This is a genomic window from Candidatus Krumholzibacteriota bacterium, from assembly GCA_016932415.1.
In the GTDB taxonomy this organism is placed as follows: Bacteria; Krumholzibacteriota; Krumholzibacteriia; order Krumholzibacteriales; family Krumholzibacteriaceae; genus Krumholzibacterium.
This window is the reverse complement of record JAFGCX010000011.1, coordinates 72,485-96,945: the sequence shown is the minus strand read 5'-3', so window position 1 is coordinate 96,945 and position 24,461 is coordinate 72,485. Positions and strand designations below refer to the sequence as shown.

The 24,461-nt window shown below is 54.3% G+C and carries 12 protein-coding genes; 4 read left to right on the top strand and 8 right to left on the bottom strand.

Translation table 11 applies throughout. From position 1 onward, the window contains the following. Positions 1–7 precede the first annotated feature (7 nt). Positions 8–1,183, top strand: a complete 1,176-nt coding sequence (locus JW814_04805; protein ID MBN2070758.1) for a class I SAM-dependent RNA methyltransferase — start codon at positions 8–10, stop codon at positions 1,181–1,183. After that, positions 1,102–2,529 carry an MATE family efflux transporter gene (locus tag JW814_04800; GenBank protein MBN2070757.1) on the top strand — a complete coding sequence of 476 codons (1,428 nt, stop codon included), beginning with the start codon at positions 1,102–1,104 and terminating at the stop codon, positions 2,527–2,529. The genes JW814_04805 and JW814_04800 overlap by 82 nt, the downstream gene beginning before the upstream one ends. 67 nt (positions 2,530–2,596) lie before the next feature. On the opposite strand, the gene JW814_04795 is transcribed toward JW814_04800, so the two are convergent. From JW814_04795 to JW814_04765, 7 genes are all read right to left on the bottom strand, one after another. Beyond that, a complete protein-coding gene (locus JW814_04795) occupies positions 2,597–4,303 on the bottom strand; it encodes a glycosyltransferase family 39 protein (GenBank protein ID MBN2070756.1) in 1,707 nt (568 codons plus the stop codon). Between the two features lie 166 nt (positions 4,304–4,469). Next, entirely contained in the window at positions 4,470–6,935 is a 2,466-nt protein-coding gene (locus JW814_04790; protein MBN2070755.1) for a T9SS type A sorting domain-containing protein, read from the bottom strand. Between the two features lie 354 nt (positions 6,936–7,289). Next, positions 7,290–9,320, bottom strand: a complete 2,031-nt coding sequence (locus JW814_04785; GenBank protein ID MBN2070754.1) for a hypothetical protein — start codon at positions 9,318–9,320, stop codon at positions 7,290–7,292. Further along, positions 9,317–11,326, bottom strand: a complete 2,010-nt coding sequence (ligA, locus tag JW814_04780; GenBank protein ID MBN2070753.1) for an NAD-dependent DNA ligase LigA — start codon at positions 11,324–11,326, stop codon at positions 9,317–9,319. The genes JW814_04785 and ligA overlap by 4 nt, the downstream gene beginning before the upstream one ends. A 60-nt stretch (positions 11,327–11,386) precedes the next feature. Further along, positions 11,387–13,906: a DUF3536 domain-containing protein gene (locus tag JW814_04775; GenBank protein ID MBN2070752.1), complete on the bottom strand. Its 2,520-nt coding sequence runs from the start codon at positions 13,904–13,906 to the stop codon at positions 11,387–11,389. A 14-nt stretch (positions 13,907–13,920) separates the two neighbouring features. After that, positions 13,921–15,510 carry a DUF1957 domain-containing protein gene (locus JW814_04770; protein MBN2070751.1) on the bottom strand — a complete coding sequence of 530 codons (1,590 nt, stop codon included), beginning with the start codon at positions 15,508–15,510 and terminating at the stop codon, positions 13,921–13,923. Next, the gene (locus JW814_04765; GenBank protein MBN2070750.1) at positions 15,507–16,703 is read right to left on the bottom strand and encodes a DUF4912 domain-containing protein; all 1,197 of its coding nucleotides are present in this window, start codon (positions 16,701–16,703) and stop codon (positions 15,507–15,509) included. The genes JW814_04770 and JW814_04765 overlap by 4 nt, the downstream gene beginning before the upstream one ends. A gap of 424 nt (positions 16,704–17,127) precedes the next feature. Here JW814_04765 and JW814_04760 point away from each other — a divergent pair, with 424 nt between their 5' ends. Next, entirely contained in the window at positions 17,128–20,193 is a 3,066-nt protein-coding gene (locus tag JW814_04760) for a T9SS type A sorting domain-containing protein (protein ID MBN2070749.1), read from the top strand. A gap of 25 nt (positions 20,194–20,218) precedes the next feature. Here JW814_04760 and JW814_04755 read toward each other — a convergent pair whose 3' ends face one another. Continuing rightward, on the bottom strand, positions 20,219–21,730 hold the full coding sequence (locus JW814_04755; GenBank protein ID MBN2070748.1) for a hypothetical protein: 1,512 nt from the start codon (positions 21,728–21,730) through the stop codon (positions 20,219–20,221). Positions 21,731–21,846: 116 nt separating this feature from the next. On the opposite strand from JW814_04755, the gene JW814_04750 reads away from it, so the two are divergent. Beyond that, the gene (locus JW814_04750) at positions 21,847–24,402 is read left to right on the top strand and encodes a transporter substrate-binding domain-containing protein (protein ID MBN2070747.1); all 2,556 of its coding nucleotides are present in this window, start codon (positions 21,847–21,849) and stop codon (positions 24,400–24,402) included. The last annotated feature ends 59 nt before the right edge of the window (positions 24,403–24,461 follow it).

Here is a 24,461-nt window from a genome sequence, read left to right as displayed (position 1 = left end):
GTGATAAATGAATAATGAAATAACGGCAACGACCCTTTTCGGGCTTGAGCCCATTCTCGCGGGAGAACTCGAAAGTATTGGCGCCAAAGAAATAAAGCTTCTTAACCGGGCCGTTTCTTTCATGGGGGACAAAGAGCTTCTTTACAGGGCCAATCTTTCCCTTCGGACCTGTTCAAGGCTTCTCATTCCGGTGAAAAGCTTCAAGGTACGCGATGAAAAGAGACTCTACGAGATCGCCCGCGACATAGACTGGAAGGAACATCTGGACAAAAACGGTACTCTGGCGGTAGATTCCGTAGTCCACTCGAAATATTTCACCCATTCAAAATTCGCCGCGCTCAGGATCAAGGATGCTGTCGTCGATCAGTTCAGGGATCGCTATGGAAGACGTCCCTCGGTCGACAGGGAAGATCCCGATTTGAGGATCAACCTGCACATCGACGCCGACGAATGCGCGATATCGCTGGACAGTTCAGGGGCCCCTCTCCACCGGAGGGGATACCGGCTCGAGGGGTCGGCGGCGCCGATAAACGAAGTGCTCGCCGCAGGGATGGTGATGCTTGCCGGGTATGACGGTTCGAGAAGTTTTATCGATCCTCTATGCGGATCGGGAACGATCGTGATCGAAGCGGCGATGATCTCCGCTTCGATAGCGCCAGGGTTGTCGAGAAAAAAATTCGGGTTTCAAAGATGGAAAGATTTCGACAGCGCGCTGTATAAAAAGATCATGAAGGAACTTGCGTCTAAAGTAGCTGGAAAGACGCGCCGCGCGGTCGTCGGATCGGATATCTCGAAAGGCGTTTTAAAGATGGCGAGAAACAATATCGAGCGCGCCGGGCTTTCCGGGCTCATCGAACTTCGCCAGGGCGGCGTCACTGATATCGAGCCGCCGGAGGGGCCGGGAATATTGGTCTCCAATCCACCGTACGGCAAACGACTCGGAGCAGAACAGATAGCTCTTTTCTACAAAAGTATCGGCGATACGCTCAAATCCCGATATGAAGGGTACGAGGCGTGGATCATCAGTTCCAATCTCGAAGCTCTCAAATCAGTGGGGCTTCGCGCGTCAAAGAAGATAAAGCTCTTCAACGGACCGATCGAATGCCGCTACCAGAGATACGATATTTACAGCGGCAGCAAAAAGGCGAAATACAGGACGGAAGAGGGGGGAGAGGGATCGTAAGGGCAGTTCTGACTGAAGGAGCTATAGGGAGGACTCTTGCCAGGCTCACCATGCCGATGACTGTGGGGATAGTGGCGATGGTGGCGTTCAATCTCACCGACACCTTTTTTATTGCCCGCCTTGGAACAATGCAGCTCGCCGCTCTCGGCTTCACACTCCCCGTAGTGCTCGTGCTCACGCGCTTCGCTCTGGGGATCGGGATAGGATCGGCATCGGTAATATCCAAAGCTATAGGAGAAGGGGACTGGAAACAGGTCCAGCGGCTGACGACCGACGGCCTGATACTCTCGCTGGCAAGCGTCGCCGTGCTTACGGTGGCGGGATTTCTCACGATAGACTTTGTCTTCGGCAGGCTCGGGGCCAGTGGAGAGGTCCTCACGATGGTCAGGGAATATATGCTGATCTGGTATTTCGGCCTCATATTCGTAGTCTTTCCTATGGTCAGCAACAACTCGATCAGGGCTACGGGGGATACCAGGACCCCGATGAAGATCATGCTCACCGCGGTCGCTGTCAATGTCGTCCTCGACCCGCTCCTTATATTCGGCCCGTGGATATTCCCACGGCTCGGTCTGAAAGGCGCGGCGCTCGCCACCGTCATAGCCAGAATGACGACCTTTATCGTCTCTTTCCTGGTGATCTATAAAAAGAAAAAGATGATTACCTTCGAGAGGCCATCCCTGCCGGTGTTGCTCGATTCATGGAAGAGGATCCTCTACATAGCTCTTCCAGCTGCCGGGACGAGAATGGTAGTGCCGATCGGGTTGGGGATCATTACGGGGATAATCGCCGTCTTCGGTCCTAAAGCGGTTGCCGCGCTCGGCGTCGCCAACAGGATAGAATTTTTCGCCATCGCGATCATAATGGCCCTCTCCTCGGTCCTTGCCCCTTTCGTCGGGCAGAACTGGGGAGCAGGCAGATTCGACAGGCTGAGAAGAGGTATAATCCTGAGCAACCGTTTTGCCGTTATGTGGGGGGCTGGAGCATTCGCCCTTCTCGCCCTTTTCGCCAGGCCGATCGCCATGATATTCACTAAAGACCAGGAAGTCGTAGAAGGGATCGTCCTTTACCTGAGGGTCGTTCCGGCGGCGTATTTTTCACTCGGAATTTTCCATCTCGTAACGGGAGTCCTAAACGTACTGAACAGGCCTTTGCAGGCGGCCGCCCTTGGCGCGGCGCAGGTCTTTATTCTGACAGTGCCCCTGGCGTGGGTGGGGGCAAGATTTTTTGGCCTGACGGGGATCTTTGCGGGGATAGCGACGGCTTATTTGCTCTCCGGCGTCATTTCCCGCAGCGTGCTGTGGCTCCAGGTAAGGAAAGTCGAAGAGGATGACTGGGCCGCGTGATACTGGAAGCGCAATCTTTAACTGGCAGCAGCGGGTGGCCCCGGAAGATGAAAGAGATTTCCCCGGGTCATTTCCAGAGGTGAAGCAGCGAGCTCGAGGTCTCAGTTCCGGCAGAAGGAATGTGGTTGCCGCATCTGTCCGCGCGGACGGCGATCCAGCCTGACGAATTTTCTTCGCTCTCATTGAGGATCGGGATCGGGGAATCGTCACCGGAGGGCAGCGCGAGGAAGATCTCGAGTATCTGGGAATGATCGACGACCAGGTCTATACCTTCCTTGATGATATAATCCCTGAGGCAGCCTGTTTTCATGGCGGCCAGCGCTTCCCTGTTGACTTTGCCGTCGAGGTTTATGACCTCCCTGTCGCAGAGATAACCTATTGTCCCCGCCTGAAAGACTCCTATCCTGTCTTCTGCCGACGTGTTCTCCTCTATCCAGCCGGCTATATCGTAAAAGGGATATACGGGGCGGGACCTGTACGCCTGGGAAAGGGAAAAAGCCACGAAAAGAAGGAGATAGGCAAGCCCCGAAGAAAAAGAGAGCCTGCGGACGAGAAGCTTCTTTGATCCGACCCAGTCGAATAAGTCCTGGATAAAAAAGGCTGAATAGATCGAAGCGAGAAAATAGAGCGGGTAATAATATCGCAGGAAGAAAAAGGTGCCGAATATGTAAAAAGAATACGAGGCGAGAAGGAGCAACGAAAAGAGCACAAGAAAATCGAGTTCCCGCCTGAGCGCTTTTCCTCTCTCCCTGCGCCATCTGGCAATGCTGATTATGCCGGCGAAAAGAAGAATGAATCCAAGGATATTACCGGCCGAATGGAAAGTCTTGTAGGAATCGATCGCCCCGCCCGCCTTGTCGATGATTCTGAAAAGGATATGAAGCGGCGGGATCACCTTCATCGCCGAGACTGAATGGACCACCTGCGACCATACAAATGAAGGATCGGGGCCGACGGAGGAAAGATCCTTCGAGCCCTGCCCGAAATATGACGCGTAGGCAAGGGAAAGGTAGCGCGTGGCGGTGCCGCTGTCCTGAAGCGCGCTTCCGCTCTGCATGAAGTTGAAGATAAGCCAGGGCCCGTAGAGAACGATCACGCCAAGAGGGATGAGGGAAAGGCTGAGCAGCACCGAAACAGGACTTTTTCTTTTCCTGAGCAGAAGAAGGTAGTCGAGAAGGATCGTCAGGACCAGGAAGACGCTGTCTATCCGGCTTAGAACGGTCAGGCCTAAAAATATGCCGAGAATGAAGAATCGGATGGATATGGGGCGGGTCGCGGGACGCACTCGGGAAAGATAATAGTAGATGCTCAGGGCTATCATGAAAGTCGTGATCGCCGTCTCAAGTCCGTTTGCCGTCTGTTTGGTCACGATAGGCGAGATCGCCCAGAGCCCCGCGGCTGCCAGTGACGCGGCGCGGGCGACATACCTTCTCGCGATCCTGTAGATCAGAAGCGCCGTAAATGTTGTAAAAATCGACAGAAGTGAAAGGGCGACATGGATCGGGATTGTGCAGCTCGTTCCGCAGAGCATATAGACTGGGACGAGCATGAATACATAAAGGGGCTGGAACCCGGTCGTAGAATGAATGCTGTCAAAGGAGATGCCGTTTCCGCCAGCTATGTTCCTCGCGATCTGAAAGGCATAGAAGCTGTCGTCATAGAGATACCCGTTTGCGGCAAGCGTGCCGAAATCCTGCCAGGCGATGGATATATGAAACGACAGAACGACGAGCAAAAGGCACGCGCCCAGCGCCGTTGAAAGGTTTTTAGACATTGATCGCGCCAGTTCTACTGCAGTGTACTATACAGGTTCCTCTCATTTACAATCAGAAGACCAGTATACACTATACAGCCGCCGATGTCAACGGCTCTTGACGGATCGCCGGTACGCGAGCTTCTTCATGCCTGGCTTTGGCCGGTCTATCTCATCCGCTCTTCGATCATCTCAGCATCACCATTTTTCTTGTTTCCGCAAATGACGATGTCACAAGGCGGTAGAAATACATCCCGCTCGCGGCGACACTGCCGTCATCAGCCAGGCCATCCCATGGTTCAGCGTGGTCTCCTGCCGGCATCTCCCTGTCTATCATCTCCCGGACGAGCCTTCCTGCCGCGTCGTAGACCCTCAGCGAGACATGCCCCGCTTTTTTCAACCCGAACCTGATGGTCGTCGTCGGATTGAAGGGGTTGGGGTAGTTCTGAGCGAGGAATGTCGCCAGCGGGGCGTCGGGGATATCTTCTCCGGTTATCCCCGAAGGAGCGAGCAGGGCATAGCCGCTTTCGTTCCCGTGTATATCGACGGCGGCAAGCTTGTAGAACCATTCATCTTCCCATGACCAGCCATCATCCATATATACAGTATCGGGGATGCTTGCCACCAGGTTTCCCGGTCCCGGCTCGAAATCATCGGTGAGTCCTCTATATATCCTGTATCCTGAGAGATCCGTTTCGGTATTGGGGTCCCAGGTGAGTACGATCCCTTCGGGAGAATACGACTGTTCTCCGGCCAGGCCGAGGGGGACTACCGGCGCGAGGTTATCGACAGAGTACCCGCTGTCTGTTTCGGAGATCCAGAATTCCGACGGGACGCCGGAATGCGCGATCACCTGGAAGTAATGGTTCTCATCCGACGCCGAGGTAGAGTCGAAGAGGGTGGCTGCGACCTCCGAATAGGAATCGAGGTAGTACGCGTCAATCATCGAGATCATCTTCCAGAAAATCGTCGTACTGCCGGCCATTTCGCTTCTTATGATATCCGGCGGGGAGGGGAGAGATGTTGATCTGCTCAACTCTTCCGCGGAAAAGTCCCGATCCTTCTGCGGGGCTATCTCCGATATCGATTCGATGATCGTTGCTCCGCGGCTCGCAAGAAGGATCGCGTCGGGGTGGCTTATCGCCCTCCAGACGGTATAATGCGATATCGCCATTGCCGGCCAGGGATCGAGCCTGCTGGCGTACCAGGCGAGATCGACCGAGCCCCCCTGATCTCCCGGTATGTCGCGGATGTCGGCGATCACGGGGGAGGGGTATCCCCAGTATCCATTGCGCTCGACCCTCTGGGCCATTAAGTCGTAAGTGCTTGAATAATAGGAATCCCACGAAAAGATAACTCCCCCTTCGCCGTCTGGGGACATGTCGAAGGCCGATGTCCTGTATGTGGTGTGCCCGGCGTGGACTCCGTTCGTCGCCCAATGCGCCGAGCCGGAAAGGTCGAGCATCTGTGCGTAATGTGTATATTCGATAAGCCTGCAATCTGTCCATCCTATGATTATATTCCCGTTCTCGGAAATGATGAGCTTCGGGCCGGTTTGCATGTGCCTTTCAGTGCATACGGCTACTCCGTCCGAAGTCCATAGCCCCGTACCGTCAGGGTCGATCCTCTGCGCGTAGATATCTGTATTGGTCGTCCGGTCGTCCGACCAGGCGATTACGGCGCCGCCGCTTCCGTCAGACACTCCGCCAGGGTTATTCTGATTCCCGGAGGCGAGGCAGACAGGGAGTCCGTTAGACGACCACTGCGCCACTCCGCCACTTGAGACGCGCTGGGCGAAGATATCACTCGTTCCGTTTCTTAAGTCCTGCCAGATGATTATCGCCCCGCCGCCTCCATCCCCGACCACGGAATTGACGGACTGTGAAGCGGTCTGCGTGCATATCGGCACGCCGTTCGATGTCCAGTAGATTGAACCTGAAGGCCCGATCCTTCTCGCGTATACGTCGAGATTGCCGTTGCGGCTGTCCATCCAGGCGATGATCGCTCCGCCTGTTCCGTCGGGGCAGAGTTCTGGCTGTTGCTGTATAGATGTCTCGGTGCATGGAGAAGTGCCGCTCGCTCCCCACATCACCGTGCCGTCCGAGTCGGCCCTCTGCGCGTAGATATCGTAATTTCCCGATACGGAGCTGTACCACGCGACGATGACACCGCCTGTCAGGTCTGAGATGAGCTTAAGGTCGGTATAGCCCGATGAACCGCTAAGGAGAGTCACCCCGCCGGCAGTCCACTGCGGAGTTCCATCGGCATCGATTTTCTGGGCTTTGATGCCATAAACGGGACCTGTCTCGAAATCTTCCCATACGATGATCGCTCCGCCAGCCCCGTCACCTGTTATGAGCGGTTCCCACTGGTTCGGCGTCCCTGTGGCGATGGCGATCCCCCCTGAAGTCCACAGTTCGTTGCCGCGATTGTCGATCATCTGCGCGTAGATGTCGGGCCCGCTCCCCGAGCGGTAATCTTCCCAAACGAGATAGATATTTCCCGCTCCGTCGGGAGCCGACTGAATATAGCGTTGGGTAGAGACTTCGTCGCAGATCAGATTCCCCCCCTGATGCCATAAGGCGCCGGCAGGTGTGGAAGAAAAGGAAAGAACAAGCAGGATTGTAAGGAACGCGATGCCCCTGTGATTCATTTCGAACCCCCTTCCAAGGGTCGGGGAAAAAACAATTCCACGATAAAGGGCGCCCCGCCAGGGTAAACGCTCTGAATCAGGATTCCTGCCGTACCGATTGCCGGAGATGGCAGGCGAAAATTTGTAACGAGGTTAAAATGCCGCCTCAGGCGCCTATTCTATCATAAATCGGGAGAGATTTCAAGGGCAGGTGCGGTAAGGGTTTATTCCGTCACAGGGATCTGTATTTCCGGGCGGTCTCTGATCGGCCCGCCGCCCTCATTTGAGACTGCCACCGTTGGATCATAAGGGAGGCAAGGTATAGATCTGGTGGATCGCCCACTTCGCCGGCACCGATAAAGATACAATTATCGTTTACCTGTATCTGATCTCGATCTCCCTTTCGCCCCCTGGCTCCAGCAGGATGAACGGCACGGGGTCGTCGAGTTGAAGTTTTCCTGATATCTCTGCCGGCCGATCGACGATCAGTCCCCTGTCGTAATGATATGGAAGAAGCACTTTCTCAGGGATGGACCGGCCGGTTTCGAAGCGGACAATGATTTTACCATAATCGGCCCTGACAGTCATCCCGGAAGGGTATTCAGGATAAAGGGAGCTCGAGACGTTCCAGAGAACGATGTCGCGGTATGACCAGAGCGGGGAGACTTGTGGATAGTTCCTGAAATATCCCGTGCTGCCGGTAGAAACCGTAAGCAACCAGCGTACGTTGTAGAGCCTTATATAATCGCCCAGCCTCTCCCGGTCGATCTTCTCGAGGGAGCTTCCGAAGAGGTCCTCCGCCCTGAAAGAAGCAAAGTTGTGCTTTATAAAGAAGTGGGGATGGGGGCCGCCGATCTGTTCGACGCCGGTATAAAGAGGAATGATCGATGGGAGATAACTATAGCGGTAGGAAGCGGAGACTCCAGCCTCGATCATCAACCTGCCGGAGGGATCGGTATATCTTTTCAACGCTTCTATCATCGCCCCGATCTCCGAAGGAAGCCGGGTCGTCAGGGTGTGCCTGTAATATTCGCGTGATTCGATCATCGAAAAGAAAGGAATGAGTGCCAGAAGAAAAAATATCATCGCGGCGCGAAGTCGCGGGGCGGTCTTTCCACCGGGGAGATCTCTGAAGAAAAATCGAGATGTCATCGACAACCCCGTCCCCGCCAGCGGGGCAAGGAAGACGAAGGCGGAAAAGAGGAAACGCCCCGGTTCCATCTGGTTGTAGATCGGGATATATATGCCGAAGCCGGCGAGAAGGATAAGGAATACGCTTCCCGCCAGGGGAGCGGCAGCTTTCGTATACTGCTTTTTCGATATAAGACGGACAGTTCCCGCGACCGCCATGGCAAGAAGAAAAAGCGCCGGGATATTGCCCGGTTTGAAAAGGAGCCTGCCGAGGCCCGCAACGCCGTGTATCTGGAAGAAGGTCTCTGATGGTGTCTTCAGATCGATATACCTGAAGAGCGGTATCAGCCACGCGAGATTTATAACAATTACAAGCAGGCACCAGAGGAGCATTCGCAGGAGTATCCGCTTTTCCCACTGGCGATGTTCAATGCCAGGGATGACGAGGCGCCGTTCGGAAAAAAAGAGAGCGATGAACGGGGCGGGAAGGATCACCGCGGCGGTAGGGTGCAGGAAAAAGGCAAGAGGGCCGGTGAAGTAGAACTTTATCACCCTTTCCTCGTTGAGGAACTTTCTGAAAAGCCCGCATATATAAAGAGAAAGATGAGAGACGAGGAGGAAGGCGAACATCCCGACAAAACGGAAATCTCCGGCGTATGGCCTTCCCCAGTGCCAGAAAACAAGAAAGAGCAGCAGGGCGTAGAGCGATTCCTCGAAACTGTAAAGCAGGTTGCGGCATCCCGCGTAGATAGTGAAGACGAGCAGAAGGTGCGAGATGAGGATGAACAGCTTGTACGTTCTCGCAGGATCAAAGAAGGCGAGGAGTGAACTCCACAGCTCGACCCCTTTCGAATCTATATCGAATAAGACGCCTCCCGGATATCCTGCCATGAAATACGGGTCATAGGTGTACAGGCGGTAGTCGCGCCAGAAGATATCTCTCGATCGCGCGATCTGGTAATAATGTATCGAATGATCGAGAGTAATGACTGGATCGGCGTTTACGATCTCTTCGGGAGGGAAGAAGAAGAGAGTGGCGATCAGGTGAAAAGCGAAGACCACCGTGATAACGGCCCTTTCCTTCCGTCGGCCCTCATTCATTTTGATAAGAAGCAGATAGATCGGCCGGGCGGCGAGGATGATGAAGAGCGAGGCGAGGATGATCGAAGCGGCGCTTATTCCCTGGCCGGTCAGCTGGGGCGATGTGGCAAAGAGCCCCGCGAGAATTCCCGCCACGAGAAGAAAATAATCGATTCTTCCAAATCGTCCTGTCATGGATGTAATCCTGCCAGATCGAGAAATTCCTTCTCCGAAAGGATGATCAAATCGAGTTTTACCGCCTTTTCGTATTTCGATCCAGGCTCCGATCCGGTCACCACGTAGTCTGTCTTCCTGCTGACGCTCGAACTCGTTCTCCCTCCACGCTCCTGAATGATCCTTTTTGCCTCCGCTCTTGTCAGGCGCTCGAGGCTTCCGGTCAGAACGAATATTTTTCCGGCGAACGGCCTGTCAGTTGCCGATGTCTCCGGCGCCTTGGGCTCGACGCCGAGAGCGAGGATCTCTTCGATGATTTCGAGATTTCTTTCTTCGTGGAAAAAGTTGTGTACAGATCTTGCCGCTTCGGGGCCGATCTCGTGGACCGCCGTCAGCGAGTCGATGTCGGCGGACTTTATATTTTCAATCGATCCGAAATATTCCGCGAGGAGAACGGCGGCGCGCTCGCCGACGTTCCTTATGCCAAGGGCGAAGATAAACCTGCTCAGCTCTACATTTTTCGCCGCCTCGATAGCCGACAGGAGGTTATCGGCAGATTTTTCGGCGAACCCTTCAAGCCGCAGGAGAGCTTCCCTGTCGAGCCTGAAAATATCGGAAAATCTCGTGACGATGCCAAGATCGACCATAGCTTCGACCTTCTTCTTGCCGATCCCGTCGATATCGAGTGCCTGGCGGGAGACGAAATGCTCTATTCCTCTTTTAAGCTGCGCGGGGCAGGAAACGCCGCCGGTGCAGAAATGATACGCGCCATCCTCTTCGACGGCGGAGGAACAGACCGGGCAGGACGAAGGCATGGCAAATGGTTCTTTCCTTTTCTGGCCGGCGATTTCTATCCTTTCGACGACGGCGGGGATCACATCGCCGGCCCTTTCGATCCGGACCCTGTCCCCGGTGCGGATATCCTTTCGAGCCACCTCGCCGGCGTTATGCAGGGTGGCGCGGCTTACCGTCACACCTCCGACATCTACAGGCTTTAAAAGGGCGACAGGGGTGAGTTTTCCCGTCCTGCCTACCTGGATCACTATATCCTCCACCGATGTGATCTCTCTTCTGGGCTCGAATTTCATCGCCAGCGCCCACCTTGGCGATCGAGTCCTCGTCCCGGCGGCGCGCCGGTCTTTTTTGGAATCGAGCTGGATCACGACTCCATCGATCTCGAAAGGCAGATCTTCACGCAGGCGGGAAAGCTCCTCATGATAACCGATAGCCTCACCGATCCCGTCGCAGATCTTCCAGTGATCATCAATTTTAAATCCCCAGCTGGAAAGAAGAGCGAGTTCTTCGCCGTGCGAAGCTATCTCTTCGAACCCTTCCGCCAGCATTATCTCGTAAGCGTAAAACGTCAGGGGCCTCGAAGCGGTTATCTTCGGGTCGAGCTGTCTTAAAGATCCGGCAGCGGCGTTTCTCGGATTGGCGAAAATGCCTTCTCCCCGCTCGGTCATCTTGCCGTTGAGATCCCGGAATCCATCGAGCGGCATAAGCACCTCACCGCGTATCGACACGAGGGAAGGGATGGCTTCTCCGTAAAGTCCGGGCGGGATCGCTTCTATCGTCCTGATATTTGAGGTCACATCCTCCCCCGTACTTCCATTCCCTCTGGTGGAACCTCTGACAAGACGGCCATCCTCATATACAAGTTCGACCGAGAGACCGTCGAATTTCGGTTCGGCGGTATACCGGAGTTCTTCCTTCTCTATCAGTTTTTTAAGTCTTGAATCGAAATCTCTCGCTTCATCCGCCTCTGTCGTGGAATCGAGGCTGAGCATCGGGGCGAGGTGATCGACCTTCGAGAGCTCGCTTCTTGGCTCGGCTCCCACTCTCCTCGTCGGTGAATCGGCACTGGCAAGATCGGGAAAAGCTGCTTCGATATCTTCGAGCTCCCGACGCAAAAGGTCGTAATCGGAGTCGGAGATCACCGGTGCGTCCTCGACATAGTAGAGGCGGTCGTACCTGTCGATAAGTTCGTAAAGTTCGAGCAGTCGGTTTTTCGCTTCGGCGCGTTTCATCGACCGGCCTTTCAGCGGAGAGCCCCGTTTATATACGAAGAGAGTATACTACGGAGATGGTTATTTCGGAAGACGTTCCTGCCACGAATCGATATTGAAATTGAATCTTTCGGCGAGCCTGAGAAAACTCACCACGTCTGAAAGATCGGCGCCCGAGCCGGCCGCGCCAGTGGCGATCCTGTCAGCGGCGTCTCCGACCCGGGTCTCGAGGATAGTGAAGATCTCGTTCTGGATATCGTGATGGGGCAGTTCGAGATCGATCTCGCGGCAGTATTCGGCGAAAGTGAAGAGTTGATCGGAGATCTTATTTGAGAGAGATTCGCGCATCGGGGAAAGCATGCCGAGGAAAAATCCGGTAAAGATCTTCAGCGTCCTGCTCTTGTCTAGTTCTATGCCGTAGTAGTTCGATTCGGAGATCACCTTTTTTATCCCATCGAGTCCGGCCGTGTCGAAACTCTCGGTCCACCTGTCGATCTCGCCGGAAAGACGTTCGGCAAGTACTGCCCTCGCCGGAGCAAGGAGGCTTTCCGGCGGGGTGAGGGAAGTCTCCTTGAAGAGCCTGAGGATCTCGCGGTTCTCGAAATAGAGTTTCTCGAATATGCTTTTTACTTCCAATATCTGTTTTTTTGCCAGAAGCCCCAGGATCTTTTCCCTGTCTTCGCTGAAAAGGTCGCGCATAACGAAGATATTCCCTTCGAAGTAATCGGCCATATCGGCGACTATATCGAAATAATCAGTGTCGGCAGGGAGGGCTGAAAAATGGGACTTCATCGATTCGAATTCCTCACTGCCGGCGCATTCGTTAAGCATGCAGGCCACGCGGGCCGGAGTGCCAACGACAAGTATATATTTGAAATCGTTTTTTTCGAGAGTATACGGTGACGTCATCGAAACCCTGCCGATGTTCAGCGTGATCCCTGAAACCTCCATCACGGTATCATCGGAGATATTAAAGTTATAACCGAAGATCTCCGGAGATGCCTCCGTCGAAGAAAGAGAGGAAGCAAGTACATACTGGCCGGCAAGAAACGAGGGTCTGACCGATGATGAACTTTTGGCCTCAAGGTAAAGATCCCTGCCGGTCCCCGCCGGGGCCGTATTGCTCCTGGCCTTCTCGAGAGCGAGTAGAAACTCATTCTCTATATCTGCGGCATCCTCGCATCCGCCGAGCTCGATAGCCCGCGCGGCATATTTGAGAAGCTGGACCGTCTCGATGCCGGAAATGTCGTTGAAGAACCATCCGCATGAGGTAAACATCAGAAGAGCGTTTCTCTGCGCCTCGAGAAGCCTGCAGGCGAGGGAGAGGTCCTCATCGGAAAGATCGACACGTGACTTTTCCCTGATAAAAGAGCTGACCTTCTCGACACTTCGAGGGGTCATGACAGAGATGTAATCGTCGCGCGCCTGCCACGGATCAGTCAGAAGCAGGGCGCCTTTCTTCTCAAAGATAGCCGAGAGCCGGTCTCGAAGAGTGTCGAGGCCTTCCCTGAGCGGGGTTCTCCATTTCTGATTCCAGCCCGGCAATCCGCCGGTGCTGCAACCGCAATCTTCCTTCCACCTTCCTACTCCGTGAGAACAGGACCATGCGGTCCCCTCGCCGTTTTTCCCTGCCTTTAAAACGACCTCGAACTGCGTCTCGTGAGAGTCGAGGTAGGCGCTGAAGTTGGTTAAAGAGATATCATACCTGCGGGCTCCCTCGTCTATCAGATAGGCGAGGGCCATATCGCCGAACGGTTCGTGGTGGCCGTATATCTCGCCGTCTGTGGCGATCGTGACAAGGTCGCCGCCGCACCTTTCGAATGAATCGGATATCGCTTCGGCAAGCCGGTCTCCGTTGGAAAGAAGGTGATTGAAACTTATATCGGTCGAAAGTCTTGCGTCGTAAAAGAAGATGTCGATGAACCGGTCCGTCCTGCGTTTTCCTTTCCCTGTCCTGGTGTATGATCTGTACGCCCGGCCTGTCGGAATAGATCCGTCATCAACGGTTTTCCAACCTCCGCTTTTTCCGAGGGGACGGAATTTCTCCGCCTGGAATGGAGAGAGGATGGCGAACCGGAACCCGAAATCGATAAGAAGTCCAAGAGAAAGGTCATTGATCGCCGTTTCGGCAAGCCAGATCCCCTCGGGGCTTCGTTCGAAACGCTTTTCGAAGTCTGACACGCCCCACCTGATCTGGGTCTTCTGATCCTGGATGTTCGCCAGAGGCATGATAATATGGTTGTACACCTGCGCGACGGCGTTCCCTTTTCCCCCGAGCCGCCGGGCGCTCGCCCTGTCCGCTTCGGCCAGCTGATCGATCAGGGCCGGGTCTTTATCCTCGATCCATGACAGAAGAGTGGGGCCGAAATTGAAACTGATCGCCTCATAATTATTTACCAGGCGGGTGACCCTTCCGTAACCGTCAAGGCGTCTTGATCTGGCGTTAGGACGATAGCATTCGCGGCTGATCCGTTCGTTCCAGTCGTGATAGGGAGAGGCAGATTCCTGGCGGTCGATTCGCTGGGTCCACGGATTCTCACGCGGAGGCTGGTAAAAATGCCCGTGTATTATAAGGTGTCTTTTTTTCCCGGTCTCGTCCATGATCCCACCGGATGTCAGGAGTATACGCGATAATCGAGATCAGGAAAGAGGTTGTCCCTGCTTTCCACTTCCTTGAGCCACTGGTCGTTTATTTTCGACGAGAGAATATCATTATACAGCTTGTCGAAACGTCCGATCGCGTCTTTGGTCCTTTTGTGCGCGTATTCGACCATCGTTCCGGTCTTCATGATGAAAGCCCAGTCGCTGCTCTGGGCCAGCAGAAGTTCGCGAGCGGCCTGGTTCAGGGCCCGTCTCAGAACGCCGTCCGATTCGGGAAAGCGCGCGGTCAGTTCGACCATCCGGTCCGACATCATATGCAGATGTGGATAGATCCAGTCGTTGCTGCCTTCAAGCCACACCTCGTTATATCCTTTGTGTCCCCACGAGGACATCGTCGGTTGGACGGCCTGCAGCTTCGGGTGCCTTTCCAGATACTCCGATGGAGTGATCGGGATTATCGTATCCTGGTCGAAGTGGAGCTTGCGCAGAAGGAAATCGATCCATTCGGGACCTTCATACCACCAGTGCCCGAAAAGTTCCGCGTCATAAGGGGACACTATGAGCGGCTTCATTCCGAGCAGGGCGTTGAGGTGTTCGATCTGTTTTTCACGGTTGAACATGAAATTGCCGGCGTGTACGGCCGCTTTCTCTCTGGCAGCGGTCGGGCGGTAAGGTTCCTTCTGGTCTGTCGCGCCGGTGATCCTGTGATATTTGATCCCCAGGTGTATCCTGTTTCCGTCGGGGTGGAGGTATGGCCTGATATAGTCATAATCGAGATCGAACCCTATATCCCTATAGAAATCCCTGTACTCAAAATCGCCCGGGTATCCTTCTTTCGCGCTCCAGACCTGTTTCGATGATTCCTTGTCGCGGCCGAAGGCGGCAACGGCGGTCGAAGGGCAGTATACCGGAGCGAAGACTCCGTATCGCGGCCGTGGAGCCCCGAAAAGTATCCCGTGTGTATCGGTAAAGAAATATTTTATCCCCGCTTCTTTCAACAGCTCGTCGACGCCTGGGGTGTAACCGCACTCGGCCAGCCAGATCCCTCTCGGCCTTCGTCCGAAATGTTTTTCGTAGTGGTTGGCGGCGATCTGTATCTGGGCCCTGGCCGCCTTGCGGTTGTGGATCAGTGGCATGAATCCGTGCGTCGCGCCACAGGTGATTATCTCGAGGTTGCCAAGGTCCTGGTGCTTTTTGAAAGCCTCTATCAGCCTGCTGTCGTACTGCTCGAGGAATATCTGGCGGGCCCGGGAGAATTTCCAGTGGTACATCAGCGCCAGTTCGTGATAGTCGGGCGTCCACCTCGTCCTGGCGATCTCCTTGCCGGCAAGATCGATCAGTTTGTTCAGGTGCCTGATATATCTCAGCTGCAGGAGCGGATCGGACATCATCGACAGTAGCGGTGGAGTAAGCGACATCGTTATCCTGAACGGGATCCCCTCGTCGACGAGCCTGTCGAAGATCTCTATCAGGGGGATATATGTCTCCGTCAATGCCTCGAAGAACCAGTCTTCCTCGAGGAAATCGTCATGTTCGGGATGCCTCACGAATGGAAGATGGGCGTGAAGGACAAGCGCGAGATAACCTTTTCCGGGGTCTGTCATCTTATCACCGGATCTCTCTGCTTTGATTTTTTCCTGACCGCTGTCTCGATCGTCCGTTCCTCGATCCGGTCAGATGATTCGGCGGTGACAGGGATGTCGATCGCTCCGTCAGGCAGCGCGAAACGGGCCGAAAAAGTCCCGTCCGGGCGGGTCTTGATCTCTTTTCCCTGTATCGTCACGCGCGCGTCAGGTTCAGTAGCTCCATAAAGTATCAGCTCGGTAGCGACCCAGAGCCTGAAGCCTCTCAGCTTCTTGAATTTCTGAAGTTCGCCGCTGCTGAAACTCGAGACCGCTTCCGACCCCATCTCCTCTATCATCTTCTGCTCGAAAAGGGCCCGCAGCTCTGCCGAGCCATCCTGTCTTTCGTACCCTCCCGAGGCGGAGAATATCCTGTCGTATATATCATCGGGGACAAGCCATTTATCATCGACGATGTCGCTGATCGAGTCGCTCGGGGTCTCGGCGATATTCGAGATCGCTATCTCGATGAATCTTCCATCGGGGTCGAGAAGGCCAATCGCCACCTGGTAGATCCCGCTGGCCGAGACCTTTATATACCAGTTAGAAGCGTCATGGCCGGGATCTATATCAAAGGAATCCTCGCGGCCCTTCGACCGGTCATAGACCCTCAGAATGATCCTGCAGTCGGACCACCTGTCGCCGAACTCCTTTTCCAGCTCGCGGTAACGCTCGCCGGTCACTTCCCAGTAGGCGAAGAGCCAGTTCGGGTCGCGGACCATCACTACGATCCTCGTTATATTATAGCTGTAAGGGATATCCATCGAATCGACCGGGGGCAGAGAGACCGGCGACGTGGTCAGATGATATTTCTCCTCGACCGCCTTCTGCCTGATGGTCCGTTCATCGTTCACGACAGGGCTCTGCGGGGAAGGTCTCTTCCGCGGCCTGGCCTTCGTGGCAGGTTTTTTCGAAGCCGCCCTTCCTGTCGCGGCCGGTGCGGTCTTGCCAGCGGCAGGTTTTTTTCCTGCCGGTTTCTTTTTCACCGCTTTTTTCGCTGCTGTTTTTGTTTTCGCTTTGGCTTTCAGTGCCGGTTTTTTACCTGAAGACAGGTGAGCGCCGATTATCTCGATAAGCTCAACTTTCAGCATCCTTGTCTTGACTGGTATCTTCTTCTGCCTTGCCAGTTCAAGAAGACCGGCCTTGGGCAGGTTTTTAAGTTCGTCAGGTGTCATTTTGACCACACCCCTTTATGCCGCTGATCCGGCATGTTACAGACTTCCGGCCTCGGGGCCGCTCGGGGCGGCCGCGGCCTTTCATTTGGCGCGTAATATATATTCCGGATATAATCATGTCAAATGCTACGTAACTACTATAAGACTCCTGATTTGCTTCAATGTCAAGCCTAAACGGCGACTCATCACGCGAGAAGTGGTTTCAGGGCAGGAAATTATTGAAAAAACCCGAAATATGTGATAGATTGACCTTAAGTGGCAGGTTAAGATCCTCACGCCGCCACCAGGGGCAGGCCGCGCGGCGGATGCGGAAAAAACGGACAATAAAAAAATATCGCTTCTGCCCGCATCATGGGATGGCGGTACGGACCTGTTTCCGGAGTTTTCCGGCGACATCTGTTTTCATTTGACCGGGGGGAATAAAATGAAATCACCAGTCTTGTTTTTGTCGACTGTCCTGATCCTTCTCACCGTAAACGGAATCGTTCTCGCCAGGGATACAGATAAAAAACAACCTGAATTCATGCAGGAGTGGGCGCCTGAGAAGGTAAGCGCCGGGATCTCAGGAGCCGACAGGATCCTGATGGCGCCAGCATCGGTAGATACATATCTGATAGTCAAGTATGATTTTTCCGATGGCGACTGGCTCGGGTTTTCCCGGTTCGACCATACGGCGCAGGTCGACACTTTTTTCCATGTCGATGATTTTGCCGGAATCGGTCCGGGAGTGAACGGAATGCTTTCGCCTATAGAAGGTTCAAAGTCGATATGGTGCGGTGCGAGGCCGGGTAGCGATCAGTATCTCTGTTCTTGGAATTCCGCGCCGGGATATGGAAACGGCTGGGACCAGAGGCTTGTCTCCGAACCTTTCGAGTTTCATGGAACTGTCACAATATCGTTTCACGGAAGGTTCGACTCGGAGGCGGGATTCGACTCGACTGTGGTCGAATACAACGGGCATTCTCTAAATCCCTGGACGGAATTAGCATCTTTCGCCGGTGAGATCGATACCGTCGCAACAGAGAGCTTCATATTCGCCGGTTCCCGCACGAAGATAAGGTTCCGGTTCCTCTCTGACGGAGCGTGGAGCGACGAGGATGGCCTCTTCAATACCGATGGCGCCGCGATCATCGACAGCATCACGATCAGTGACGGGTTCGGGATAATCGACTACGAGGATTTCGAATCGGCGGAGGTCGGGGACAGGGCGACCGGTTTCTGGCAAGCCGATGTCAGGGAACCTTTCGGTTGCTATTCAAGCCTTATCGCCGGTCTCTGCGACAAGGATCCCTGCAATGAGAAGATCGGCTATCAGATGGTCTTTTTTAACCAGACCTGCATGCCGAGCGTCGAATGCCCCGGGCTCTATGTCACCCCTTTCTGCACCGAGACAACGGATGGAATTGAAGTCTGCCAGGACGAATCTGCCATATCCCCCGTTATCGATATGACAAGGTATTCGACAGGTGGCGACAGCGAGCAGGATGCGGCGATCGCGCCGTCAGTCCTTCCCGACCTGGGAGGGGTGAAGCTTAAATTTACAGTATACCGCGATCTCCCATATTCCAACCTTGTCTTTTATGACTGGTCAGTACGGGGAATCTCGGGCGGCTGTCCGCAGGATTGGCGCGACCGGGGATTCGGGTACGGAGGATTGTCGGACGATTATTACTTCAGCGTCAACGATATCTCCGATCTTGTCTCGACTGATTCGATACAGGTTAGATTGAAGGTCGTCGATATGTGCGACATCTGGTTCGGCCTTTACGGAAACTGCGCGGAGCATACGACATCCCCCTATTTCAACAATATAGCCATTCTGCGCTACGATTCGAGCGGCCCGCAGTGGTATTACCGCGCCCTCGATCTCTTCCAGGATAATTTTCCGTCGGATGGGGGCGATATAGAGAACTGGGTCAGGGCTGACGCTGCGAACGATCTCAGGTCAAACGACGATCCCGTCGTAGATCCGGGGGATTCGATCGTCGTCGATTGCACTTCCCCGATGGGAGGCGGCATCGAGGAAGACGGAAATGGAGCAAGGGTCTTCATGCACGTTAAGTGCTCTTACATAGGGGATCCGGGAGCGCCGAAGCCGGCTCTTTCCGGTCCATCCCTCGAGGGGACATACGGGACATATATAAGCGATGACGGGACATGGACGGTGATACAGGGCGATACGGCCCGGACCCGGAGCGGACACCTGATTCCTGATAAGTATATGTTTGATCTTAACGATTCCCTTTTTACCCGCGGGTATATGATCGAGTATTACTTCAAGGCGTTCGATAACGCCGGTAAGAGTTCGACCCTTCCCGCGGAGGCGGAAACGGCTGGAGAATATCCCCACCCGGGAGGCAGCTATCATTTCGAGTTCACGTGCCTGCCGACCCTCGGCAGTGAGATCCTCTATGTGGACGATTACGACGGAAGAGGGACGTTCGAGGGCACAGCCCAGGTCTACTGGGACAACACCTTCAGTTTTATCAATGACACTCCCGACCGCTACGACGTCAACAGTCCCTCGTCGCTCGTCGGTAACGGACCGGGAAGCCGCGCCACGCTGGATCACCTCTTGCAGGCGTACGAAGAGATAATCTGGGATTCAGGCAATCTCAGCACTGGGACGATAACCGAGGGGACGGACCACAGTGACAAGAGTAACGACGCGCAGCTTCTCTACGACTGGCTGGACTTCAAACCTGAGGGAGAGAAGGCGAACCTCTTTATCCTGGGAGATGGCGTAGCCTCCGATCTCGATAATTCAGGGGCTCAGATCGCCATCGATTTAATGGCGACGGCCTGCGGTGTCACGCATGTCAATTACAGTTACTATCAGATGACAGGGGGTAACGCGGGCGGAGGGATTTTCGCCCCCCTTGTCACGGGACTTGATATATACGCGGGGCTCTCCTACCACGCCCTTGGCGGATGTCCGGTGATCAACAATTTCGACGTGCTCACCACGACAGGGACGGGAGTAAAGACGCTGCAGCTTCCTTCGTACGAGTCGACCGATTATTATATCGGTGTAAGGAATCAGTATATAAACTCTTTCGGCGGTACCGCCCGCACTTCGTGGATAGGGCACAGTCTGATGTATGTGAGGGACGAAGGGTCGCCCGGGCCTATTGCGAGACAGGAGCTTTTTAAACTGACGCAGGATTTTTTCGAGAACGGAGACTGGAACACCGGTACCGACCCGGTGCCTGTGGTCTACGCCCTCGCCCAGAACTACCCCAACCCGTTCAACCCTTCGACCCGGATCAGGTTCGACCTGCCGGCGCCGGGGCATGTGAATCTGTCAGTCTACAACGCCTCGGGGCAGCTTGTGAAGACCCTCACCGACAGGGAATGGGTGGCGGGATCGCATTCGGTAGACTGGAAGGGAACGAACAACGCCGGGGCGAAAGCGGCGAGCGGGATATATTTCTACCGGATCGACGCGGAAGAGTTCAGCAGCACGAAGAAGATGGTGCTGCTCCGGTGACCTGGATCGGTCTGATCGCCCGGGATCATTCGAAATGCGCGTTGATCAGGGGAAGTATCCTGAATCCGCCGGGGTTGTTTTTGGCGATATTGAGAAGGCCTATCTGAAAGCCCTGGAGCTTTTCGGCAAAGTTGACCAGCCCGATGGTGAGCCCTGTCTGTGGCCCCTCGACCATATTCACGCAGCTTGCCGAAAACCCGCTAAGGCGTTCAGCCCGTGTGAAGATCCCCGAAATGGCGCAGCCGGATATTTCTCCCGCGCGGATGTCGATCCCCCCCATGCCGAGGCCGATCAGCCTTTCGTCGATATCTATGTCGATGCCGTGGATCACCAGGAGACCGGCGTTCCTCGCTCTGAATCCGAAAAGTTCGATATCGGATCCGAAATATTCATCGTCCGAATCGCTCGATTCGGTCGTGAATCCACCTATTACGCCCAGGCCGATCCCGAAGAAATCAGAGTCGGTCACTAAAGCTCCGCCGGAGAGATGGATCCCGGTGATATTTTCCTCGGAGCCGGTAAAAAGCCCGCTTACCGAGATCCCGTTCAGGCCGTCTCCCGCGACATTGGCTATCCCGGATAGCGCGATCCCCTCAAGTTTCCCTCCGGCGACATTTGCCAGCCCGGCGACGCTCAGCCCGCTCTGGGTCGATCCGCACACATTTGCCAGCCCGCCGATAGTGATCCCTGCCGATTCATTACCGGCGACATTAGCCAGTCCGCCGATCGATATCCCCGAGACGGACCCTCCCGCGACGTTCGCCAGCCCACCGATCGTTATCCCCGAAGTGTTTCCTCCGCTCACGTTGGAAAGCCCTCCCACAGCGATCCCATCTATATTCGATTCAGTGACGTTGGCGAATCCGCCGAGGGTTATCCCGGAGCTGTTTCCGTCGCAGACATTTGCGAGGCCGCCGGCAGATATCCCCGTGATATTACCGTCGACGACATTTGCCAGGCCGCCGAGAGAGATCCCGTCCAGATTTCCGTCAACGACGTTGGCCAGACCACCCACACTTATCCCCGTGAGATTTCCGCCGGTCACGGTAGAGAGCCCGCTGACGGTGATCCCGTTCACATCCTCTTTTGCCACGGTAGCGAGACCGCTTATCGAAATGCCGTTTATCGGGCCACCGCTGACAGTGGAAAATCCTCCTATCGATATTCCGGAGATCGAGCATTCAGCCTCTATCGAGATCAGTCCTATCGAGACAGCCTCCAGGTCGCACGCGGAAGGTCCGTACAGGCCTGCCGCGAGGCCTCGGATCGTCGCGTCGGGATTGTCCCCCGGTTTCCACAGCGTAAGGTTTATTCCGGTCACCTCATCGACATACGAATCCCTGAAATTCAGCCTGATCCCCTTCATCCGTTTCGAGTTGCCGAAACTGATACCGTAGCCGTTTATCGCCAGATCAAGGCTTTTTCTTTCCCCGTGGTGATCATCGTCGTCTGTTCTTCGCTCGATCTCGATCGATCTGGCGCGAACAGGCGGCAATGACAGGACGATTATTATAAAAAGCATAAACAGACGTTTCATCGTGAGGGCCTTTCTCGCGCGAGGCGGCGCATATATCGGCTTATTTTTAAACACCTCTATTATACGCAGAACGATGAGGGAGGTTACATCCTTTTTTGTCAGGAGGCAGGGATGTTTTGGAAGGTAAAATATTCTTGACGGAAAATGCCCGTTTCAGTAGAATCGCGCGCGACCCCGCTTTGTTTAAAATGAGGATATTTATTCATCAGGCGAAAAAATTGACGAAAAGTAATTTCCGGCGCGCATTTCTTTCAGGCGCTATCTTCGTTCTGCTTCTCTCGGCAAATGGATTTTCCCGGCAGGAAAGTTACAGGGTAGGGATCTACCAGAACGAGCCTTATGTCTTCGTTGATTCCGGTGGAAAGACCCATGGTATCTGCGTTGAGATACTCGAAGAGATAGCATCGAGGGAAAAGTGGCAGATCGAATATGTGCTTGGTTCCTGGCCGGAAGTGTACGAAAAGATAATAACCGGAGAAATAGATATCCTGCTGGCGATCGCCTACGACAAGAAGAGGGAATCTCTCCTGAGATTCACATCCGAGACGCTGCTGATAACCTGGGCGAGGATATATGTGAAGAGGGGTTCGGATATCAAATCGATGGTCGATCTCGATCACAGGGTGATCGCCGTACAGGAAGATGATATATACGCAAGGAATATGATCGCCAGGGCGAGCGATTTCGGATTGAATTGCAGTTTTGTCGTCTGCCGGGATTATTTTGAAGTCTTTAGAAAAGTAGAATCGAATGAGGCTGACGCGGGAGTCGTCGACAGGGTCTTTGGAAAGATCTACTGGCAGGCGGAGGATCTCGAGGAGACTGCTATCGTACTTTCCCCGATCGAGGTGAGGGTCGCTCTGAGGAAAGATGCGCCGGAAGAGTTCCAGGACACCTTCGACAGGCATATAAAGGAGATGATATACGACACAGAGTCAGTCCTGCACCAGTCGATCGAACGGTACATGACGATGGGAAGTGAAAAAGGTTACAGGTACAGCAAAGTCAGGCATCTGCTATACTCGCTTCTTACCCTCGTCTTCGCGGCGATCAGTCTCGTATATGTCAGGAAAGCCAGAAAGAACAGGATGGCGCTGTCGGAAAAAGCGGTTGAGCTCGAAAGGGAATCGCTTGACCGGCATGAGGTCGAAAGGGCGCTCGGGCTTTCCGAGGAAAAATACAGGAACCTTTTCGAATCCTCGCCTTACGGAATCACGATCATAGGGTTTGACGGTACGCTTATCGACTCGAACAGGGCGGCCGCGGACCTTGTCGGGGTCGGCTGGAAAGAATACATTGGAAATGACATTGGATCTGTACTTCCTCTCAAACGGCATCTCCCTCTCATCCGGAAAAAAATAAAAGAAATACGGGAATCTGATCTGAAAGACCTCTTCGAGCTTGAGATAATACCATCGGGCAGAACCGATTCGAGGACTCTCAATGTTCATGTGTCGGCGATAGAACAAGACGGGAAAAGAGTGGTCCTGGCGATTTTTTCCGATATAACGCAGAAGAAGATGCTCGAGGAGAGAGTCCTCCAGATGCAGAAGATGGAATCGATCGGAACGCTGGCGGGGGGGATAGCGCACGGATTTAACAATCTTCTGACAGGAATACTCGGTTATTCCAATATGCTCAAGATGGACAGGCACGATGATAAAGAGGTCCTCAAGGCGGTCGAGGTCATAGAAAAATCGGCGGAACGGGCTTCGAGACTGACTTCGCAGCTCGTCGGGTTCGCAAGGGAGGGGAAACATTTTGTCCAGCCGGTCGATATGCAGAGAGTGATAAATGACGTTCTCTCGATGATGGAAAAGACCCTCGACAGGAATATAAGGGTGGAAATGAGATTCGAAGCGGAGCACATGATCGTTTCGGGCGATCCGACTCAGCTTGAACAGGTGATCCTGAACCTGTCGCTGAACGCCAGGGACGCCATGGCATCGGGAGGAAAACTGCTTGTCAGGACGGGGAATGTCGATCTCGATAAAAGTGCTGCCGAAGCGAACGGAGCCGGTGGACCGGGAAGATATCTAGTGATCGAGGTGGAGGATACGGGATACGGGATACCGAAACAGATCCAGGCCCGGGTCTTTGATCCTTTCTTCACGACGAAGCAGAAGCGAGACGGTACAGGTATGGGCCTTGCGATGGTATACGGGATTCTTGTCAATCATGGAGGAAGCATAAGCGTCGAAAGCGAGGAAGGAATGGGCGCGACGTTCAGGGTCCTGCTTCCGGTTGACGAGAATGCCACCTCGGACGCACGCGAAACGAAAACGATAATCCCGTTGACAGGCAGGGGCCGGATCGTTGTTGTCGATGATGAGGAGATCGTCCTGAAAGTCACACGCGGCATGCTTCTAAAACTCGGTTATGAAGTGAATATATTTCAGGACTGCCAGGAGGCGATCGGATATTTCAAGGACAACCATGATGAAATAGACCTTGTGATCATAGATTTGGTTATGCCCGGGATGGACGGCGCGGAGTTCTTCAGGAAGGTCAAGGAGATAGATCCCGATGTAAAGACGATCCTTTCCAGCGGGTTTATACTGGACGAGAGGGCGCAGAAACTCCTCGATGAGGGGATGAACGGATTCATCCAGAAACCGTTCGGCCTGACCCAGTTTTCAAGGGCTGTCGCCAAGATACTCGGGTTCTGCTAGGTCTGAATATGCCACGGTACAACATCTCGCTCCGGGGGGCCTCGCCGGGACCTGCCCGA

Bases quoted from the DNA above. Each gene is read 5' to 3' on its own strand.
- JW814_04805 (MBN2070758.1), top strand. From the start codon at position 8: ATGAATAATGAAATAACGGCAACGACCCTTTTCGGGCTTGAGCCCATT.
- JW814_04800 (MBN2070757.1), top strand. From the start codon at position 1,102: ATGCCGCTACCAGAGATACGATATTTACAGCGGCAGCAAAAAGGCGAA.
- JW814_04795 (MBN2070756.1), bottom strand. From the start codon at position 4,303: ATGTCTAAAAACCTTTCAACGGCGCTGGGCGCGTGCCTTTTGCTCGTC.
- JW814_04790 (MBN2070755.1), bottom strand. From the start codon at position 6,935: ATGAATCACAGGGGCATCGCGTTCCTTACAATCCTGCTTGTTCTTTCC.
- JW814_04785 (MBN2070754.1), bottom strand. From the start codon at position 9,320: ATGACAGGACGATTTGGAAGAATCGATTATTTTCTTCTCGTGGCGGGA.
- ligA (MBN2070753.1), bottom strand. From the start codon at position 11,326: ATGAAACGCGCCGAAGCGAAAAACCGACTGCTCGAACTTTACGAACTT.
- JW814_04775 (MBN2070752.1), bottom strand. From the start codon at position 13,906: ATGGACGAGACCGGGAAAAAAAGACACCTTATAATACACGGGCATTTT.
- JW814_04770 (MBN2070751.1), bottom strand. From the start codon at position 15,510: ATGACAGACCCCGGAAAAGGTTATCTCGCGCTTGTCCTTCACGCCCAT.
- JW814_04765 (MBN2070750.1), bottom strand. From the start codon at position 16,703: ATGACACCTGACGAACTTAAAAACCTGCCCAAGGCCGGTCTTCTTGAA.
- JW814_04760 (MBN2070749.1), top strand. From the start codon at position 17,128: ATGAAATCACCAGTCTTGTTTTTGTCGACTGTCCTGATCCTTCTCACC.
- JW814_04755 (MBN2070748.1), bottom strand. From the start codon at position 21,730: ATGAAACGTCTGTTTATGCTTTTTATAATAATCGTCCTGTCATTGCCG.